Annotated in this window: 19 protein-coding genes and 1 riboswitch; of the genes, 5 read left to right on the top strand and 14 right to left on the bottom strand. The window is 39.9% G+C overall.

From position 1 onward, the window contains the following. Window position 1: 1 nt before the first annotated feature. Window positions 2-538: a peptide-methionine (S)-S-oxide reductase MsrA gene (msrA, locus tag PTET_RS04165; protein ID WP_096038248.1), complete on the top strand. Its 537-nt coding sequence runs from the start codon at window positions 2-4 to the stop codon at window positions 536-538. Between the two features lie 66 nt (window positions 539-604). Here msrA and PTET_RS04160 read toward each other — a convergent pair whose 3' ends face one another. Together PTET_RS04160 and PTET_RS04155 are read right to left on the bottom strand one after the other, a co-directional pair. Continuing rightward, window positions 605-2,455 (bottom strand): TonB-dependent receptor domain-containing protein, encoded by a 1,851-nt coding sequence (locus tag PTET_RS04160; protein WP_096038247.1) that lies wholly within the window; start codon window positions 2,453-2,455, stop codon window positions 605-607. A gap of 37 nt (window positions 2,456-2,492) precedes the next feature. Next, a riboswitch (cobalamin riboswitch) is annotated at window positions 2,493-2,658 on the bottom strand. A 266-nt stretch (window positions 2,659-2,924) separates the two neighbouring features. After that, window positions 2,925-3,407 carry a YajQ family cyclic di-GMP-binding protein gene (locus PTET_RS04155; RefSeq protein WP_013464315.1) on the bottom strand — a complete coding sequence of 161 codons (483 nt, stop codon included), beginning with the start codon at window positions 3,405-3,407 and terminating at the stop codon, window positions 2,925-2,927. 151 nt (window positions 3,408-3,558) lie between these two features. On the opposite strand from PTET_RS04155, the gene PTET_RS04150 reads away from it, so the two are divergent. Both PTET_RS04150 and PTET_RS04145 read left to right on the top strand, forming a co-directional pair. Further along, window positions 3,559-3,909: a VanZ family protein gene (locus tag PTET_RS04150; protein ID WP_008466003.1), complete on the top strand. Its 351-nt coding sequence runs from the start codon at window positions 3,559-3,561 to the stop codon at window positions 3,907-3,909. Beyond that, window positions 3,902-4,804, top strand: a complete 903-nt coding sequence (locus PTET_RS04145; protein ID WP_096038246.1) for a ketopantoate reductase family protein — start codon at window positions 3,902-3,904, stop codon at window positions 4,802-4,804. The genes PTET_RS04150 and PTET_RS04145 overlap by 8 nt, the downstream gene beginning before the upstream one ends. Window positions 4,805-5,095: 291 nt before the next feature. Here PTET_RS04145 and thiI read toward each other — a convergent pair whose 3' ends face one another. Together thiI and PTET_RS04135 are read right to left on the bottom strand one after the other, a co-directional pair. Beyond that, window positions 5,096-6,553: a tRNA uracil 4-sulfurtransferase ThiI gene (gene thiI / locus PTET_RS04140; RefSeq protein WP_013464312.1), complete on the bottom strand. Its 1,458-nt coding sequence runs from the start codon at window positions 6,551-6,553 to the stop codon at window positions 5,096-5,098. A 100-nt stretch (window positions 6,554-6,653) separates the two neighbouring features. Continuing rightward, complete coding sequence (locus PTET_RS04135) at window positions 6,654-7,307, bottom strand: TetR/AcrR family transcriptional regulator (RefSeq protein ID WP_013464311.1); 654 nt, start codon at window positions 7,305-7,307, stop codon at window positions 6,654-6,656. Between the two features lie 178 nt (window positions 7,308-7,485). Here PTET_RS04135 and coaD point away from each other — a divergent pair, with 178 nt between their 5' ends. Continuing rightward, window positions 7,486-7,977 (top strand): pantetheine-phosphate adenylyltransferase, encoded by a 492-nt coding sequence (gene coaD / locus PTET_RS04130; protein WP_024601870.1) that lies wholly within the window; start codon window positions 7,486-7,488, stop codon window positions 7,975-7,977. 20 nt (window positions 7,978-7,997) lie between these two features. Here coaD and PTET_RS04125 read toward each other — a convergent pair whose 3' ends face one another. From PTET_RS04125 to argC, 9 genes are all read right to left on the bottom strand, one after another. Further along, a complete protein-coding gene (locus PTET_RS04125; protein ID WP_013464310.1) occupies window positions 7,998-8,519 on the bottom strand; it encodes a hypothetical protein in 522 nt (173 codons plus the stop codon). Beyond that, window positions 8,519-8,761 carry a hypothetical protein gene (locus PTET_RS19150; protein ID WP_244186370.1) on the bottom strand — a complete coding sequence of 81 codons (243 nt, stop codon included), beginning with the start codon at window positions 8,759-8,761 and terminating at the stop codon, window positions 8,519-8,521. The genes PTET_RS04125 and PTET_RS19150 overlap by 1 nt, the downstream gene beginning before the upstream one ends. Before the next feature lie 267 nt (window positions 8,762-9,028). After that, the gene (locus PTET_RS04115) at window positions 9,029-9,562 is read right to left on the bottom strand and encodes a hypothetical protein (protein ID WP_013464308.1); all 534 of its coding nucleotides are present in this window, start codon (window positions 9,560-9,562) and stop codon (window positions 9,029-9,031) included. A 16-nt stretch (window positions 9,563-9,578) separates the two neighbouring features. Beyond that, complete coding sequence (locus PTET_RS04110) at window positions 9,579-9,773, bottom strand: hypothetical protein (protein WP_013464307.1); 195 nt, start codon at window positions 9,771-9,773, stop codon at window positions 9,579-9,581. A gap of 253 nt (window positions 9,774-10,026) precedes the next feature. Then, window positions 10,027-11,892, bottom strand: coding sequence for an argininosuccinate lyase (gene argH / locus PTET_RS04105; protein WP_013464306.1), 1,866 nt, complete (start codon window positions 11,890-11,892; stop codon window positions 10,027-10,029). Between the two features lie 52 nt (window positions 11,893-11,944). Beyond that, window positions 11,945-13,147 carry an argininosuccinate synthase gene (locus PTET_RS04100; RefSeq protein WP_096038245.1) on the bottom strand — a complete coding sequence of 401 codons (1,203 nt, stop codon included), beginning with the start codon at window positions 13,145-13,147 and terminating at the stop codon, window positions 11,945-11,947. Next, a complete protein-coding gene (locus tag PTET_RS04095; protein WP_016900252.1) occupies window positions 13,144-14,076 on the bottom strand; it encodes an ornithine carbamoyltransferase in 933 nt (310 codons plus the stop codon). Before PTET_RS04095 ends, PTET_RS04100 begins: the two co-directional genes overlap by 4 nt. 7 nt (window positions 14,077-14,083) lie before the next feature. Then, window positions 14,084-14,851, bottom strand: a complete 768-nt coding sequence (argB, locus tag PTET_RS04090) for an acetylglutamate kinase (RefSeq protein ID WP_096038244.1) — start codon at window positions 14,849-14,851, stop codon at window positions 14,084-14,086. Further along, on the bottom strand, window positions 14,848-15,861 hold the full coding sequence (argC, locus tag PTET_RS04085; RefSeq protein ID WP_096038243.1) for an N-acetyl-gamma-glutamyl-phosphate reductase: 1,014 nt from the start codon (window positions 15,859-15,861) through the stop codon (window positions 14,848-14,850). Before argC ends, argB begins: the two co-directional genes overlap by 4 nt. 221 nt (window positions 15,862-16,082) lie before the next feature. Here argC and argE point away from each other — a divergent pair, with 221 nt between their 5' ends. After that, window positions 16,083-17,228, top strand: coding sequence for an acetylornithine deacetylase (gene argE / locus PTET_RS04080; protein ID WP_096038242.1), 1,146 nt, complete (start codon window positions 16,083-16,085; stop codon window positions 17,226-17,228). Between the two features lie 58 nt (window positions 17,229-17,286). Here argE and panP read toward each other — a convergent pair whose 3' ends face one another. Beyond that, window positions 17,287-18,912: a pyridoxal-dependent aspartate 1-decarboxylase PanP gene (gene panP / locus PTET_RS04075; RefSeq protein WP_096038241.1), complete on the bottom strand. Its 1,626-nt coding sequence runs from the start codon at window positions 18,910-18,912 to the stop codon at window positions 17,287-17,289. Window positions 18,913-18,923 lie beyond the last annotated feature (11 nt).

The raw sequence follows: 18,923 nt of genomic DNA, 5'->3' as shown, positions 1-18,923 counted from the left end.
TATGAGTTCGACCACACAAGTAGCAACACTCGGCGGCGGCTGTTTTTGGTGTATTGATGCAGCATTTAGGCGTGTAAAAGGTGTACTCAGTGTTTGCTCTGGTTATACTGGTGGACATACTGATAACCCAACCTACAAAACTATTTGCACTGGCAACAGTGGCCATGCAGAGGTAATTAAGGTTGAATTTGATGCCAGTGTTATCAGCTTTGAAACCTTACTCGCGATGTTTTTTACCCTACACGATGCCACACAACTAAATCGCCAAGGTAACGATATAGGCACTCAGTACCGCAGCGTTGTGTATTATCATAATGAGCAACAACAAGTACAAACACAGGCCGTTATTGCAGAGCTGCAAACTCATGTTAGCGAACCTATAGTAACCGAGGTGAGCCCAGCAACCACTTTTTACCCCGCAGAGCACTACCATCAGGACTATTACAATGAAAATCCTGAGCAGGGCTATTGCAGTATTTTAATTGCACCCAAATTACATAAGTTTGAAACCGAATTTAGCGAGTTTTTATCGGAATAAAGTGCTTTTAATAAATAGCCCAGCAATAAGCTGGGCTATTTGTTCCTTGGCAACTAGGATAAGTGACTAAAACTGATAATTTGCCCCTACAAAGAAAGTTCTTCCTGCGCTGTTATAACCTAATAGCTTACCACTGGCAGCAAAGCCCGTCGCAGCAGTAAAATATTCTTCATCAGTAATATTCTCTATTCGAGCAGCTAACGACAAATTATCTAGCAACTGGTAATTGGCTGCTATATTAAATACCGTATAAGCAGCGAGCTCCGAGTCATAATACGCAATCGAAGGACGCGATGAGCGATATTGCATATCCAAGCTGGCATCAAAATCACCCCATGTTTTAGCGAGTTGATAATTAAACGATTCAGAAGGTCTACGTGGTAAATCGGTATTCGTTTTTTCATCTGTAGCGTCTAAAAAGCTAAAATTAACCGAGTGTTCAAAGCCTAGCGCTGAAAACTCTGCCGACAGCTCAAATCCCTGCATAGATACTTTATCTATGTTAGTGGCAATATATTTACCTGAGTCTGCATCATAATTATTACTAATCAAATTATTGATACGGTTATCGAAAATAGCAATATCATAACGGCCCCATTGGGTTTCTAAAGTTATACCAAGCTCATTATTTAAGGCTTCTTCAGGTTTAATATTATTGTTTGGTAAATAGTACGGGCTGTTAGTCACAAACGCATTAATTAACGAAGGAGCTCTAAATGCAGTACCGTGATTTAAACGTAGTGTTACATAGTTATTTGCTTTGTAACCAAGTCCTGTACTGTAAGTGTTTGCACGGCCATGGAAGTCATAATCATCGGTTCTAACAACCGCATTTGCTAACCATTTGTTATGGCTATAAAACGCGCCTATAAACAACGCCTTATTATCGCGTTTTTCTTCTGATGACGTTGCTGACGAGTTTGATAAATCCTCAGATAAATAATTAAAGCCACCCGATATATCAAGTTCTTCAGTAAGGGTATAAAGCCCTCGATATTCAAACTCAACACGCTCTGTGCTATACACTTGCTGCACATCGGTACCTGTTTGGGTATTTTCTTCTTGCGAAACGCTCACCGAAGTACTTTGGCTATATATATCTGAGGCTTTGTTCCAGCCTAGCTTAGCGGTGTAATTTTCAAAGTCGTAGGCATCGTTACCCCTTGCATTATCATATTGTGCTTCGCCTTCACTATACTGAGATTGCAGGCTCAATTGGCCTAGTTCAGCAAGCTCATAAGCTAAATTAAAGCCAATGTTTTTATTTTTGTAGCCATCATCATCATGATCTTTTGTGTACTCAGCCGCTGGATCTTTGCCAGTAACATCAAAACCATCCGTCTCTTCGTAGCCTAAATTATAATTAAAGCTAAGCGCCTCTTTTACAAGCCCACCAGCAAGCTGATAATTACTGTAGCTATGGCTGCCTAAAGTAGCCGAAAGCGAGTTATTTGAGGCTTTACGGGTGATAATATTAATTACTCCGGCTACCGCGTCTGAGCCATAAATAGCCGCTCTGGCACCTTTTATAATTTCAACACGCTCGATACTGTTAACTGGAATATTCGTCAGCGATACACTACCTGAACTTGCATCGCTCACTCTTACGCCATCAACCAATACTAAGGTATATTTAGCACTGGCCCCGCGAACAAATATATCTGCTTTTTGACCTAACCCACCATTACGAACAATATCTATCCCAGCAATAGTATTTAATATTGCAGGTAAGTCTCGATAATTCGCTTTTTCAATATCAGCGCGCTCGATAACTGCCACACTTGCTAATACATCATTTATAGGTTGTTCAAACTTATTAGCGGTTACTGTTATTGTTTCGATTGATTGTTCTGCAGCAGATACAGAAAAAGAGAGTGCAGCCGAAATGGCCATACCCAGTGCGGTTTTATTTAGCATCATGTCCCCTATCTTTGCCCACCGCAAAGATGTTAGTAAGTAAGATTAAATCAAGGCCGGTCTCCGGACTCAGTTACCATAATTTAATACAGCATAACTTTACCGTTGCGGGGGCAGTGTTGGGATTGACTTCATCAATGAAAACGCACCAACTTCCCGATTATCCTACTAAAAAAATCACACCATTGAAGTGTTTAGTAAGCACCTTGAAAATAGACTGCTATTGTTATCTGTTTACTAAAAAAAGTCAACGGACGTCTAAACATCTACAAATCCAAAGGTTCAAGATTCAGGATACGGGGTTCGGAGTTCGGAGTTCGGAGTTCGGAGTTCGGAGTTCGGAGTTCGGAGTTCGGAGTTCGATAATTATCATAGATCCAAAAATAAAAAGCCAAACAATATAACGTGTTTGGCTAAATACATGTTGCTTTGAGCTAAGCGCCTATAGTGCCGAGCTCGAGGCAATAAATTAATCGCGGAAGTTTTTAAACTGAAATGGTTGACCTAAATCAGCAGTGCGTACAACTTGCATAGCCGCTTGTAAGTCATCACGCTTTTTACCTGTTACGCGAACTTCTTCACCTTGAATGGCCGCTTGTACTTTTACTTTAGAGTCTTTGATGGCTTTTACTACTTTTTTAGCCATGTCTTTTTCGATACCCTGTTTAAGTGCAACGTTACGAAAAACATTTTTGCCCGCACGAGAAATATCTTGTAGCTCTAAGCTTGCAACATCCATCCCACGTTTAGAGATTTTACTCGCTAAAATATCAAATAACTGCATTACCTGAGCATCTGCTTCAGCTTTTAATTTAATTGTTTTATCGTTTAGCTCTATTGATGCATCAACGCCTCTAAAATCAAATCGCGTTTCTAGTTCACGGTTGGCGTTATCAACCGCATTTTTTGCTTCGTTCATTTCTACTTCAGATACAATATCAAATGAAGGCATAGCGTTCTCCTAACTATCTAATCTTAATTTTATGCCGCAATTATAACGTTAAAATGATAAATCTTTACATTTTTCTGCATTTTGTTCAGGTGCGATACTAAATTAGTTTGATATACTGAGGCTTCTTTTTTATACGATTTTAGGAATTTTCGTGACAAGGCGTGTTTACCAAGCAATTTTTTTAATTAGTATTGTTGCGTTTACCTTCTTATTTGCTAAAGAGGTAAAGGGCGCGGCAAACTTATTTCCGCATGTTGATAAAGTAGCGCATTTTGGTATCTTCTTTTTACTTGCCATTATTATGGATAAAGCGTTTAAACTCCCATTATATGCACAAATACTATTACTCGCTGGTTACGGTGCAGCAATAGAAATTATGCAAGATAGCCTTCCTTACAGACAAGCATCACTGGCCGATTTTGTTGCCGATTTTATTGGTGCAGCGAGCTACTTTTTAGCTAAAGCCCTGTTAACACTGCGTAAAAAGAAGCATTATGGCTAACATACTTGTTGTAGGTGATGGCGCTATTGGCTTGTTATTTAGCCATTTTTTAGCCAAGCATCACGCTATATATATACTTACTCGAAAAGGCACAGTTAATACTCGCTTTTACAGCCACAGTAACGCTGCGTCTGAAAAAATTAACGCCACTTTTATCTCACAAGAGCAGTTATCTCAAACTCCTGAATTTGATATTGTTTTATTCACGGTAAAAGCGTTTGCAGTGCAACAAGCCTATGCTCAAGTAAAACCTTATCTAGGCAATAATACCCATATTATACTGAGTCATAATGGCATGGGTAATGTTGAACAATTAAATGAACAGCTAACAAAGCAGCAGTCGTTGTACTTTTTAACCACCAGCATGGCTGGATTTAAGTCAAACCCTAATATTGTGCAACATACCGGAAACGGGCAAAGTGTATTAGGGGGCTGTAATCAACTAGCTATTCAAAATATTCAACAGCTTAGTGCGCAATTACACACTATTCCGCAGTTAATTGTCAGTAACAATATTGAACAACTACGGTTTGAAAAGCTACTGGTTAATATTGCAATAAATCCATTAACCGCTCACCACAATATAAAAAATGGTCAGTTACGTGCACCGCAATACAGTAGTGCAATTATTAATTTATTAGCTGAGGCATGCCACATTGCAACCGCGCTAAAACTCAATATTAAGCTTATAGATGCCCTAGAGCGGGCTTACAAAGTAATGAGTTTAACTGCCGAAAATTACTCTTCGATGCATCAAGATGTAATGCATAATAGACAAACTGAGATCATGGCAATTTGTGGTTATATTAGTGAGCAAGGCAAGCGACATAATATTGCGACCCCGTATAACGACGCTTTACTTGCTGAAATTCTGGCAAAAAAAAGCGCGGAATAAATCCGCGCATTTAGGGTCTGTTGACCTTTCAAGGTTAAATTTGCAGCAGTCTGTTTGGTATTTAGGTAAGGCAGAGCCTATGTGGTGTGGTTATTCCCCATAAATAGGCGATAACGCAGCATCAATGCCAAACAGGCGCTGCCCGAAGGGTTCTGCCTAGGGGCGATTTACTCTTTGTTGCTCGATTTTTACTTAGCCCACTAGGTTACAAACCTCGCGCCGCGATTAAACCGCCCCTAGTTTGAACAAATTATAATCCGCAAAGGTCAACAGACCCAATATCTTAAGCCATCAAGGACGATATACTTTTACGGTGTTAAAGCCTTCTTCGTGAAGAATAAGCGCTTGTAATTGGCTCATTACTCCTTTTTGGCAATATAAGTAATAATCTTTACCTTTAGGTAAATCGCCAAACTTTGTTGCTAAGCGGAAAAACGGTAAGTGGATAACTTCAATACCTTCAATTTCCAGCGGCGCCGCATCTTCTTCTTCAGGCGAGCGAATATCAACAACAACCGCTCCTTCAGGTAACTCTGTAACTGATTCTGCCTCTTTAAGCTCTTGCTTAGCCTCAACATCAATATCGCGCACATCCATAACACGGGCGTTATCAATAACGGTATCTAACACATCAAAGTCAAACTTTTCTTCTTCTGCTTTAATTACTTCAATTTTGGCTTTAACTGTCGGCTTTTTAGAGATCACACCGCAGTATTCAGGCATCGTCTCTGCCATTTCTGCAGTGCCTATTTGGCGCGCTATATTGATGATTTCTTGCTTATCATGTTGGATAAGTGGGCGTAAAATGAGCGTTTCGGTTACGCGGTCAATCACACTTAAGTTAGCTAAGGTTTGACTAGACACCTGACCTATACTTTCACCCGTAACCAATGCTTGAATATTTAGTTTTTCAGCAACGGCACTACCCGCTCGCATCATCATACGTTTAAGGACAACGCCCATTTGGCTGTTCTCAACGTTTTCTAAGATTTCAGCAACCACTGGCTCAAAATCAACAGTAATAAACTTAACTTTGTGAGTAGAGCTGTATTGTTTCCATAGATAGTAACTCGCTTGTTTAACCCCAATTTCATGAGCAGCGCCACCTAAATTAAAGAATAAAAAGTGCGTGCGAGCACCTTTACGGATCATTTGATAACTGGCAACGCCAGAATCAAACCCACCAGACATAAGCGATAATACATCGTCTTGTGTTGGCAGTGGAAAGCCCGCCATTCCTAAATGCGTTTGCGTTACTATGTAGGCTTTTTCGTCTTTAATTTCTAAACGAATCGTTACTTCTGGGCGACTTAGCTTTACTCGAGCCCCTTCAACATGTTGATTAAGCCCGCCACCAACGTAACGCTCTAGCTCAGTTGAAGTAAAATCATGTTGACCTATGCGCTTAGCACGGACACAAAAGGTTTTACCAATAATAGTGTGACCAACTAGCTCAATAGTTTTTTGATAAATGTCATCAATCGTTTTAAAGTCTGTTTCAGTCACTTCAATAAACTGCACGATACCAGGTATACGTTGTAAGCTGTCGATAAAATCAAGGCGAGTTTGAGCATCGTCAAGTTTTGTTACAACTGAAATGTTATCCCAGTTATTACGTACCTGTACTTTTTCGTCAACACGACGCAATACAATTTTAATGTTATTTTCTAACACTTTAGTAAAGCGTTTACGGACTGAACGGCTTTTAATGGCTATTTCAGGGTGAAGTTTGACGATAAATTTAAGCATAGTTTAACTCTTAGACTGCGGGAATTCGCGCACCCAGGTATTGGGCGCGGCGGATTATAGCAAAAAATTTAGCGCCTAGGAACTAACCAACTTAACGGGCTTAAGGATTCTGGGGAGCAGCATTTGCTAAAAGTGCGTACTTGTCTCTTAACTGATTAATTTTATTTGCGCTTTTTTCGGTGCTGTAGGCTTTAAATAAAGTCAGTACTTTTACAATACCAGGGTAAATATCTTGCTCAACCAGCACACCACTAAGCCTTCTTGCTTTCATATAGGGTGTCCAAAAGCTGACCGTTAATTTTAACGTATGAGCAAGTTCGATAGCATCTTGTTCATCAATAGCAATAATTTCGCTGTCGCGTAAGGCCAAAATGATGTTACGCACCTGCTCAAGTAACTCTTGCTGAAAATCAATGTAACCCTGTTTTAAATGACTATCGCGAGCGAGAATATCGCCAAGGTTGTCGTAAAAAAAATGATAGCGCCACATCAATTCAAATAGCGAATCTAAATAAGGACCTAGGTGTTCAAAAGCATCGTCGCCTTGATCGACCGGCTTAAAATGAGTACTTAAATGGTCACGATAAAGTGCAAATATATGGCGAATAATGTCTTCTTTATTTTTAAAGTGGTAGTACAGATTACCCGGACTCATACCTAAACTCGATGCGATATGATTAGTAGATATTGCTCTTTCACCATGTTCGTTAAACAATGAAATACTGGTTTGAATTATTTTATCCTTGGTATTCATATACTCATTACTCAATTTTCGAAAATACGATGCTGCATTAAAATAATCCGCCTAGTATAAACAAATCATTGCATTTGTAACACTGCGCAGCTGCAGTTATATACAATTTACTCACAAGGCTGCTTTGCACACTAAACACTGCTACACTACGGCTAAAAATAATAACACAGTAAATATTATGAAAGTGACCGCAATCTACCCAGGCACATTTGACCCTCTTACCAACGGCCACACTGATTTAATTCAGCGTGCGGCTAAAATGTTCGATACCGTTATTGTGGCTATTGCTCATAACCCAAGTAAAAAACCGTGTTTTACTTTAGAAGAACGCGTTGATTTAGCAAATGAGATTTTAAGCCATTTAGATAATGTAAAAGTCATTGGCTTTTCAGGGCTACTCGCCGATTTAGCCCGTGACCATAATGCTAATGTACTGATCAGAGGCATAAGAGCGGTTTCTGATTTTGATTACGAGTTTCAGCTCGCGAATATGAATCGCCGTTTAAACCCTGATTTAGAAAGCGTATTTTTAACGCCCGCCGAGCGCAATACCTTTATATCATCAACACTAGTAAAAGAAGTAGCACGCCATAACGGGGATGTGAGTGAGTTTGTTGACACCATAGTAATGAAAGCCCTGCAGTCAAGGCTTGGGAAAACTAAGCATTAAACACAACACCTAGCGTATCGTTACATTACGCTAGGTAGCTTCGCTCTTGATGGAAACAGAACGTTCTTAAGCCTCACTAAGCCCAAAAAATCTTTATTGATAAATAGTGCCAATGCCATTATAAGATCAAATAGAATAACGCCAAACCCATATGCAGCCCAAAACCACCAATAATCAATGTTTCCTTTAACTTGAACATCATAATGCATCCCCAAAAATAAACAGGTATTAACACCCAACCCCAGAATTAAGTAATAAAAAGCAATAGGTGTATTTTGCAACGTGATTTTTCGCCACAAAAAAAGTGTAAAAATAGTTGTGAGATCAAATATGAAATAATCTTTATAAGTTGAAGTTTCGAGGCTTAAAAATGCACTTAGAAAATAAGAAATCATCATTATCAATGAAATATGCAGCAAGCTTTTATCTTGTTTATTAATGCTCGAAGAAAGATTATATAGAAAAGCGATTAAAAATAGCCACAAAATAAAATTACCTAAATTCTCGCCAACTTTAACAAGTAGCCATAATAAATCTGTCATTATGGGCTTTTAAACTCAGCGCGTGATCTAAATAAACGACCTTTAAGTTTCATTAGCCCTAAAAAGTCTTTATTGATAAAAATAGTAATAATCATTAGTAAATCAACAACATTAACCCCCATAGAGTACAGGCTCCACAACCACCAAGGATCTGAGTTCCAGTTTATATAAAGATCTATGTAAATAGCATACGTTAAACAAGCATTAATCAATAAGCCACTAACAATATAGTTTTTAGCCACATCGCTTTCAAAGCTTGAAGCTTTTGTTATTATAAAAATAATACAAACTGTAGCGAAATCAAAAAAAATCCAGTTAAGGTAAACGTTTTTGAAAACTAAAAGGAAATCACCAATAAGGTAAGAAAAGAACATGATTGTGGCTAAATAGACCAAAGATTTATTTAGCGTATTTATACTCGATACCAAAGCGTACAACATGGCCATTAAAAAGCCCCACTGTATAAATGCATCGATATAATCTGCTAAAAATAAGTCTACATAATACATTTATTGGATTTTGTTAAGCTCAGTCGTTTTGAATAATGAAATGAGTTTACTTTTAAGGGTGTGTAAGCCAAGGAAATCACGGTCTACTATTAAAGCGACAATCATAATCAGATCAATAATGTTTACACTGAAGGTGTAGATATCCCAAAAAAGCCAAGGTTCTTTATTTTGATATACATTCAAATCTAAGTACATGAGGGAAAAGAAAAGTGAATTTATTGCAAGACCCACAATTAAATACAAAAAAGAGGGTGTCGTTTTTCTTAACATAGCCATAGCTATTAGCAAGCAAAGAATGGTAAAAATATCATAGATAGCCCAATCTAATAAAACCGCAGTTTTAATTGATAGCCAAGTAAAAAAATAGTCTGAAAGAGTATAAGAAACCATCATAATAAATGAACTGAGTAATAAAGTTGTATTTCTTTTTACGTTTAAAGTATAGACAAAGACATTAAAAAAAAATGCCATTAAAAAGCCCCACATTGTAAACGCTGAAAGCGAGAAAAAACCAAAAAACTCAGTTAAAAACATTTAAAACCTTAATTAATTATTTAGGTTTGATAGGTACAATACCGCCGCCACGACGAAGTTCTGCACCAGCAGCACTCATTGCCTCTTGAGATATACTAACTGTATCAGATTGTAGGGTTTTAGGGCTAGCAGTTTGTTCCATTGCAGGCTTTAATTGTTGCGTTTTATTATATGCTTGCATTTGTACTTGGCTATTAGCTGAAATTTGCATGTGATTAATCCTTATGAGTATTAAATTTTTATTATTGGCGCAAATTTAAATCACACCATCTGGAGCAGTTACTAAATAACTTCTGTAACGTATTGCCTTCGTTGATTAATTGACTCAACAACACACTACAGAACTATAAATGCAACCGATATGCCAACTTTAAATTCATAGCATATTAATTTAAAACATCACTTTATTTTACTCAAAAAAAAACGCATCGGGGTCACCGTGCGTTTTTTATCCTAGGGATTGCTCAAGCCACGTTTTTACAAGGGATCTCCATGCTATTACTTGGCTTTAACATATATTCCATTGCGACTTCATCACAGTTTTCTTTACGTAAACATAACTCACAATCTTTCATGACTTTTTCAGGTAGGCTCTCTTTATTACAGAAACTAAACCGCTGATTTTCGAAAAAGTCAGGTACACGAGTCAGAACGATGACACGATTGAGTGCCAATTTTTTGGCTTTTACTAATAAATGTTCTACCAGCTCTCGCCCTTGCCCTGTTACCCCGCTTTTAGGGTCAATACCTAAAGAGCGTATTTCAGCTAATCCGGTGTCGTAAATGTATAATGAAGCACAACCTGATACCTGCCCATTAATCTCTGTCACGGCAAATTCATTAATTGAGTGCACCATGTCACTTTTAGCGCGCGGTAAGTTTTCGCCGACTGTTGCCCAATGTTGCACGAGTTTAGCGATTACTTCCACGTCATCTAGGTTTGCATCACGAACTGTTATTTGCTGTTTTTTTTTCGCGTCTTTAACCGCTTTACTTACTTGTTCTAATGAGGTTCCGCCAAGTGCTTGACGTGCTTTAATACAAGCATCAATTTCAAGTACCGGATACACGTCATCTTCAAACACTGGGTTTACTGATTTATACTGCTCAAGTGAAAGCTCCTCTAACGTTTTACCTTCACTAATGGCTAATTGCACCAATACCCCAACAATATGATGCCCTTCTCTGAACGGCACACCTTTGGCTACCAAATAATCAGCAAGCTCGGTTGCATTCGCGTGGCCACCTTTTGCCGCTGCTAAAGTTTTGTCTGCTTTAACTGTTACACCCTTAATACACGCTTGCGCCATATGAATACACGCAAGCCACGTTGGCATAGCGTCAAAAATGCCTTCTTTGTCTTCTTGCATGTCTTTATTGTAGGCAAGCGGCAGTGCTTTTAGAGTCATCATCATTGCACTAAACGCACCAAACACCCGTCCTGTTTTGCCACGAATAAGCTCTAGTGCATCAGGGTTCTTTTTCTGCGGCATCAAAGATGAGCCCGATGTAACATTATCAGCCAGTTCGATAAACCCAGCTTCTCCTGAGTTATAAAAAATCAAGTCTTCAGACATGCGCGATAAGTGGATCATAGAGATAGACGCACAGCTTAATAGCTCAACCACAAAATCACGATCAGATACACCATCAAGACTATTTTTGGTCGCGCCTATAAACCCTAACCCTTGCGCAAGTGCATGACGGTCAATAGGATAGGCAGTTCCCGCAAGAGCGCCACTGCCTAATGGGCAATAGTTCATTCGTGCTTGGGCATCTTGCAACCGGCTTTCATCACGCTCTAACATTTCTACATAAGCCATACACCAATGGCTAAATAACACGGGCTGTGCACGCTGTAAGTGGGTGTAGCCTGGCAATATTGTGCCTAACTCACGCTCAGCAAGGGCAACAAATTCAGCTTTTAATTGTGCAATCGCTTTTAAAATGTGATCGGCGGTATCGCGACACCATAATCTAAAGTCGGTAGCAACTTGGTCGTTACGACTGCGTCCAGTGTGTAATTTTTTAGCTAAATCACCCACTTTTTCAATTAGCGCGGCTTCAACATGCGAGTGAATATCCTCAGCACCTGAGGTGGCAACAGCTTGTGGATCTGCTTTTACCTCTTCAAGTAATTCATATAATGCCGATACCAGCTTTTGGTGTTCGTCATTAGATAACACGTTCACTTGTTCAAGTGCGCCAGCCCATGCAACAGAGCCAATAATATCTTGCTCTGCTAATTGATAATCGAAGGGAAGTGAATCGTTAAATTGTTTAAACGCTTCATCTGGACCCGTAGAAAAACGCCCGCCCCATAATGCCATGAAATCTCTCCAAACCCGATAATAGCCCCTTAATTCCAAGGGGCTTAAAAAATTACTTTTTAGCTAATGCTGAAATTCTGCTTGATAGTGAGAATAAACGAATAAAGCCTTCTGCGTGCGATTGGTCATAAACATCGTCTTCACCAAAAGTAGCAAAATCTTCGCTGTATAAACTGTTAGGTGATTTTTTCTGAACCGCTGTTACTTGCCCTTTATAAAGTTTAAGTACCACTTCACCTGTCGCTAACGTAGAAAGCGCTTCTGCACCGGCTAAAATAGAATCTTTAAGCGGCGTAAACCAACGACCGTCGTAGACTAAATGCGAAAATTCACCACCGAGTATCTCTTTCCATTTACGGCTTGACTTATCAAGAACGAGCTCATCAATTGCTTGAAGCGCAGCCATGATCACTGTACCGCCTGGTGTTTCGTAACAACCGCGTGATTTCATGCCCACTAAACGGTTTTCTACAATATCAACACGACCAATACCATGCGGAGCTGCAATGTCGTTTAGTTTAACTAAACAGTCGTAAGGCTTTAATTGTTCGCCGTTTACAGCAACCACTTCACCTTCTACAACTGATAAAGTGACATGCTCAGCTTTATCGGGCGCTTGCTCTGGTGAATTAGTCCATGTCCATACTTGCTCACTTGGCTCACACCAAGGGTCTTCAAGCTCGCCGCCTTCGTGGGAGATATGCCATGCGTTAGCATCACGACTGTAAATTTTAGTTGCTGATGCAGAACACGGAATATCACGCTCGGCTAGGTAATCAAGCAATGATTCACGACTTGATAAATCCCACTCACGCCATGGCGCAATCACTTTTAAATCAGGAGCCAGTGCTGCAAAACATGACTCAAAACGTACTTGGTCGTTACCTTTACCCGTACAGCCATGAGAAAGTGCATCTGCACCCACTTTACGGGCAATTTCAACTTGGGCTTTGGCGATGATTGGACGTGCCATAGAAGTACCTAGCAAGTAGGTTCCTTCGTATATAGAGCCTGTTTTAAGTGTTGGGTAAATGTAATCACTTACCATTTCATCTTTCAAATCAACTACGTAACATTCAGATGCCCCCGATGCAATGGCTTTTGCTTCTACGCCTTCAAGTTCTTCTGCGCCCTGGCCAACATCGGCAACAAAGGCAATAACTTCACAGCCGTAGTTTTCTTTTAACCATGGCACAATAGCCGATGTATCAAGACCACCTGAATAGGCTAAAACGACTTTTTTAATTGAACTCATAGGTGTTCCTTAACAAAATTTGGATTTAATAATGTAACAAGCAGAGCATTTTGCGCATGCATACGATTTTCTGCTTGTTGAATAATTTTTGATGCGGGGCCATCCATTACCTCAGAGGTAATTTCAAACTCACGGTGTGCCGGTTGGCAATGTAATACCGTGGTAGCCCCAGTTTTTTTAAGTAATGCCTGATTTAATTGATAAGGCATGTATTTTTCTTTCACTTGCTCAAGCGGTGTGGTGTCTCCCATAGAAACCCAGGTATCAGCGTAAACTGCGTTAGCACCTACCGCAGCCTCAACTCTGTCACTTACCATCACAGACGCCCCATTCATTGCGGCAATTTGCTCCGCTTTTTTAAGAATTTGCGAATCGGGCGAACTGCCTTTTGGCGTCACAGCAACAAAATCAGTACCTAAAGTTGCTGCGAGTAGCATCAGTGAATGCGTTACGTTATTACCTTCACCTAAATAAGCCAACTTTAGCTGACTAACATCACCGTGCACTTCTTGAAGCGTTAAAAAATCAGCTAAGGCTTGGCATGGGTGATATAAATCACACAAACTATTAACCACCGGAACAGACGAATACTCACCTAAGGTAGTTAACGTACTGTGCTGATTAACCCGGGCAACGATACCATCAGCCCAAGTTGAAATATTCAAGGCAAAATCTTTTATTGATTCACGAGCTCCCATCGCGCCGTTTTGTTGATCAAGATAAACCGCATGACCGCCTAAACGGTTTATACCAATATCAAACGATAAACGCGTACGTAAACTTTGCTTTTCGAAGAGAGTAACCACTGACTTACCAGCTAACACTTGGCTGTACTTTGCAGGGCTTTCTTTAATATCTTGCGCTAATTTTAATAAATTAAGGGCGCCTTGTTGGTCTAATTCTAGACCCGTTATAAAATCTTTAAACATATTCAACCTATGGTGTCACTTTAGTTCCGACGTGCTCGCCTTGCAGCAAAGCCGTTAAATTTTCTGGCTTTTGCCAGCTGGAAATGTACACACCGCGTCGTAAATGTTGGGCAGCGTGAAGGCTGGTCTTAACTTTGACCTCCATCCCGCCCACAATTACTCCCTCTGCAATTAAAGTATCAATGTGTTTTGTGTCAAGTTGATGTAGTGGATGCTTATTCACATCAAGCACCGCTTCTACATCTGTCATAAAAATAAGTTCGGCGTTTAAATTACTCGCAATCGCGGCTGCTGCTTCGTCAGCATTAACGTTGTACCAAAGCCCTTGCTCATCAAAACCGATGGAGCTGACTATAGGTAAACGCCCGCCACTGAGTAATTCATTAATAATAGAATCATCATTACTATGGCATTGACCTACTTGCCCTAGCGCTTTTAATTTTTGTGATGCTGTTATTCCAGCTTCATATAAACTCAAGCCAACGGGTTTGTGCCCAGCAGTCATTGCTTGCGCCATTAATTGTTTGTTTGCTGCTCCCGCTAATGCTCCTACAATATAAGGCATCTGTTCTTTAGGGCTGATACGCAAACCTTGGTGTTTAGCACTGGCAAAACCGGCTTCTGCTAGCCAATGGTCAACTAATGAGCCACCGCCATGAACAATGACAAATTGTGCATCATGTTGTTCATTAAGAACCTCAAAAAGCGCTTTAGCGGCATTTTCAGTATTGAGTACTGCGCCACCGAGTTTAATAACCCACGTTTTACTGCTCATTTAAACGCTCCTACTAAACCTGTAGTATGAGGCAAACCCATTGACAAATTAATACATTGCAGAGCCTGACCAGCCGCCCCTTTTAGTAAATTGTCAATCGCTGCCATCACTATTAATTGTGAGTCTTGCTGCTGCCATGCAATATCAACATAGGGTTGTTTTGCTACCCCTTTAATGGAGGGAATTTTACTGCCAAGCAATCGAATTAACGGCTCATCTGCTAATACTTGATACGCTTTAGTTACTTGCTCACTGGTCACACCCGGTTTTAGCTGTACATAAATGGTTTCTAAAATACCGCGCGGGAAATTACCTAAATGAGGAGTAAATAACACGTTATGGCCAAGATACTGCTGTATCTCAGGCCCATGACGATGGTTAAACAAACCATAAGCAGCTAGCGATACTTCGCAAAAATGCGTGCCAATACTGGCTTTACGACCAGCCCCAGTTACTCCCGATACAGCATTAATAATAATCCGCTCATCACTAAGTAACCCAGCTTGCTGAAGAGGTTTTAATGCATTTAATGCGGCAGTTGGGTAGCAGCCAGCTACAGCAACTAACTGCGCCTTTGCAATGGCCTCACTATTCCACTCTGCAAGGCCATATGCAGCTTCATTAAGAAGTTCTGGATGCTGGTGTTCAAAACCATAATAGGTGACGTAATCTTCATTACTTTCAAGACGGTAACCACCCGAAAGGTCAAATACCTTTTTGCCCATCGCTAAAAACTGAGGGGCTAAATCAACACTTACTTTATGGTCAGTGCATAAACACACATAGTCTGCTGAATGAGCTATATCACTCAATGCACTCTCATTAAGTGGTTGCAAAGGTAAGTCAAGTAACCCTAAGTGCTCAGGGTATAATTCACTGAGCAGTTTATTTTTATCTAAGCTTTGCGCTGATACATAACATGCTGATAATGTTAATGCTGGATGTTTGGCAACTAAGCTAGCCAATTCTGCGCCGCTATAACCGCTGGCACCTATAATTACTACGTTCATTATTTACTCTTTATATAAAATTAGTGACTACATTCCATGTTATTTACTTACACTAGGTTGCAACCTAGCTAAACTGATTAAATTAATGAGTGATAACTATCGTCGTATTATTTTCATGGTGTAACTTTAATATATTTATGCTTAAAAAGTGAATTGATATTCATCATAAATACTTTTATATTGTTATGCAATTAAATTGAATACTTATTTTGGATTTTTTTATGTCTCTGCCGTCATTTATCTCGATGTATCAGCAATTGATTGCTGCCCCCTCTATTAGCGCTATTGAAGAGCATTTGTGTATGAGCAATAAAAGCGTGATTGAACTACTCGCTCAGTGGTGTGAAAGCTTAGGTTTTACCTGTGAAATAATAGAGTTAGAAGGTGGTAAAGGCCGCTACAACTTATTAGCAAAACGCGGACAAGGCGATGGCGGGTTAATGCTTGCGGGGCACACCGATACGGTGCCATTTGATGATAGCCGCTGGAATCAAAACCCATTTAAATTAACTGAACTTGATAACAAATTATATGGTTTAGGCAGTATTGATATGAAAGGCTTTTTTGCTTTTGTACTGCAAGCTATTAGTGAGCTTGATGAAAAGCAACAAACTCAACCTATTTTAATATTAGCGACCGCCGATGAAGAAACCACTATGGCTGGCGCACAGCAAATTTGTAAGCACCCAAATTTAAAGCCAAGCCGCTGTATTATTGGTGAACCCACTGATATGACACCAGTATTTACCCATAAAGGCCATATGACTACAGCAATCAGAGTCGTTGGTCGCTCAGGACATAGCTCTGATCCCGAACGGGGCCTTAATGCCATCGAAGTAATGCATAAAGTGATTACAAAATTACTGATCTTAAAAGAACAACTTAAGAATAAATATTCAATAAACCACTTTGAAATTCCTTATCCAACACTCAACTTAGGCAATATTCATGGGGGTGACAATGCCAACCGAATTTGTGGCTGCTGTGAAATGCACATTGATATGCGCCCTCTTCCAGGTTTAAGCGTGCAAGAGCTTCAAGCAATGGTACTTGATGCAACCTACGATATAAACCAGCAATACCCTAACTCTGTGAGCGTAATTGATTTGCATGAGCCAATTCCAGCATTTACGGGAAGCACAGATAGCGCGTTAGTCAAATTAGCCGAAAATATAGCAGGGCAAAAAGCAGTGGCTGTTAACTACTGTACCGAAGCGCCATTTATACAGCAACTCGGTTGTGAAACCATCGTAATGGGACCAGGCTCTATTAACCAAGCGCATCAGCCCGATGAGTTTTTAGCAATGGAAAAAATCAAACCTTCTCAACAAATTATCAGCAACCTTATAAAGGCGAGTTGCTTTTAATCAGCAACAAAAAAGACGCTTAATCGCGTCTTTTTTGTCATTGCATTTGTAATTGTAGTTACATATATTTTCGTAAATACTTTTTAAACACCGGATCAGTTTGTGCCAGTTCTTTCTGCTCTTCTAATATCTCTTTTAATATAACACCTGAGGTAAGCGGGTTCGCCAGTACCACTCTAAATACCACGGTTGGTTGGTTATCATATTGAACTGGCGTTAAACGCGTACGCGATACAAATGAGCGACCCGATTCACGTTGGCGTTTTTGCATGCTGGCAGTAAAACGATTAAGCGCGGCAAAAATGTCTAAACGGGTTTGTGCATCAGCTTGGGCTATCGCGTGTTTAATTTGTTTTGGTACATAGCGATAGGTCAGTAAGCAAAGTTCTGGCTCTGATATTAACTCAAAGTCTTCATCGGCTTTTATTAAATCAGCAAAATAACGCGCTTTTTTAATACTGCGATCGATAAGCATTTCATAGCCTTTACGACCAATAACACGTAAGCAAGCATGCACTAACATCGCCATCCCAGGGCGACTTCCCTCAAGCGTATGGCTGCCTAAATCTTTAGAGCCTTTACGTAAAATATATTCAGCATGATGCTCGATGGCATCAGTTGCAGCAGGGTCTTTAAATAAGACTAAACCGGCCCCCATCGGCACATACATTTGCTTATGCGCATCAATGGTGATTGAATCTGCATGCTCAATACCTTTTAATAAATGCCTATGGGTATTAGACAGTAAAGTAGCTCCACCCCACGCTGCATCAACATGAAAATGACAATTAATCTCTTGTGCTAAATTAGCCATATCTTCAAGTGGGTCAATATTACCGGTTTCAGTGGTTCCTGCGACCCCAACAATTGCCATCACTTTAATGCCTTGTGCTTCAAGCTCTAACGCTTTTTCTCGCATTGCACTAACATCGACTTTGTTATCGGCAGAAGTTTTGATACCAATTAAATTTTCACGACCAATACCTAATAAATCAACCGATTTACCAAGCGAATAATGACCTCGTTCAGAAATTAAAACTGCCAGCCCTTTGTGACCATAGTGAAGCATTCCTGCAACTAAACCTTGTGCAGCAATGCCTTTAAAATTGCCATCCGCTTTTAATAAGCGGTTTCGAGCTATCCAAAGTGCAGTAATATTTGCCACGGTGCCGCCAGAGCAAAATGCCCCTAACGAAGTTTTTGCACTGTGCATCCATTTAGAATAAAAACCATCACTTTGGCTATAAGCTAAATGATGCATCATCCCTAAAACTTGACGTTCTAATGGGGTAAACGCTTTCGAGGTTTCAATTTTTACTAGGTTTTGATTTAACCCAACCATTAATTTCGATAACGGTAGTAAAAAATGAGGCAGAGCCGATGTCATATGGCCAATAAAGCTTGGCGCTGCGGTATGAACAGAATGAGCAACCAGCTGCTCCATAATATCTTGAGCATAGCAAGACACAAACGTCGGTTCTTCAGGGATTGCCGCCGATTGAAAATCTTTTTCTATTTCATGTAATGGTTTTTCAATTGCCGCGATATTTTCGTTTAAGAAACCTGCTAAATTACTCGAAATTTCAAGCTCTATTTTGCTCAAAGTTGAGTCTGGCGCCTCTGGAACGGTGAATATCCGTTTAAGGCTTTCTTTAGAGGCGACGGCACAACGCTTTTGATCCATCTTCATACCTA

The organism is Pseudoalteromonas tetraodonis, assembly GCF_002310835.1.
Taxonomy (GTDB): domain Bacteria; phylum Pseudomonadota; class Gammaproteobacteria; order Enterobacterales; family Alteromonadaceae; genus Pseudoalteromonas; species Pseudoalteromonas tetraodonis.
This window is presented reverse-complemented; position numbering and strand designations above follow the sequence as displayed.

Excerpts from the sequence above, each read along its gene's own strand:
- msrA (WP_096038248.1), top strand. The coding sequence starts at position 2 with ATGAGTTCGACCACACAAGTAGCAACACTCGGCGGCGGCTGTTTTTGG.
- PTET_RS04160 (WP_096038247.1), bottom strand. The coding sequence starts at position 2,455 with ATGCTAAATAAAACCGCACTGGGTATGGCCATTTCGGCTGCACTCTCT.
- PTET_RS04155 (WP_013464315.1), bottom strand. The coding sequence starts at position 3,407 with ATGCCTTCATTTGATATTGTATCTGAAGTAGAAATGAACGAAGCAAAA.
- PTET_RS04145 (WP_096038246.1), top strand. The coding sequence starts at position 3,902 with ATGGCTAACATACTTGTTGTAGGTGATGGCGCTATTGGCTTGTTATTT.
- thiI (WP_013464312.1), bottom strand. The coding sequence starts at position 6,553 with ATGCTTAAATTTATCGTCAAACTTCACCCTGAAATAGCCATTAAAAGC.
- PTET_RS04135 (WP_013464311.1), bottom strand. The coding sequence starts at position 7,307 with ATGAATACCAAGGATAAAATAATTCAAACCAGTATTTCATTGTTTAAC.
- coaD (WP_024601870.1), top strand. The coding sequence starts at position 7,486 with ATGAAAGTGACCGCAATCTACCCAGGCACATTTGACCCTCTTACCAAC.
- PTET_RS04125 (WP_013464310.1), bottom strand. The coding sequence starts at position 8,519 with ATGACAGATTTATTATGGCTACTTGTTAAAGTTGGCGAGAATTTAGGT.
- PTET_RS04115 (WP_013464308.1), bottom strand. The coding sequence starts at position 9,562 with ATGTTTTTAACTGAGTTTTTTGGTTTTTTCTCGCTTTCAGCGTTTACA.
- PTET_RS04110 (WP_013464307.1), bottom strand. The coding sequence starts at position 9,773 with ATGCAAATTTCAGCTAATAGCCAAGTACAAATGCAAGCATATAATAAA.
- argH (WP_013464306.1), bottom strand. The coding sequence starts at position 11,892 with ATGGCATTATGGGGCGGGCGTTTTTCTACGGGTCCAGATGAAGCGTTT.
- PTET_RS04100 (WP_096038245.1), bottom strand. The coding sequence starts at position 13,147 with ATGAGTTCAATTAAAAAAGTCGTTTTAGCCTATTCAGGTGGTCTTGAT.
- PTET_RS04095 (WP_016900252.1), bottom strand. The coding sequence starts at position 14,076 with ATGTTTAAAGATTTTATAACGGGTCTAGAATTAGACCAACAAGGCGCC.
- argB (WP_096038244.1), bottom strand. The coding sequence starts at position 14,851 with ATGAGCAGTAAAACGTGGGTTATTAAACTCGGTGGCGCAGTACTCAAT.
- argC (WP_096038243.1), bottom strand. The coding sequence starts at position 15,861 with ATGAACGTAGTAATTATAGGTGCCAGCGGTTATAGCGGCGCAGAATTG.
- argE (WP_096038242.1), top strand. The coding sequence starts at position 16,083 with ATGTCTCTGCCGTCATTTATCTCGATGTATCAGCAATTGATTGCTGCC.
- panP (WP_096038241.1), bottom strand. The coding sequence starts at position 18,912 with ATGGATCAAAAGCGTTGTGCCGTCGCCTCTAAAGAAAGCCTTAAACGG.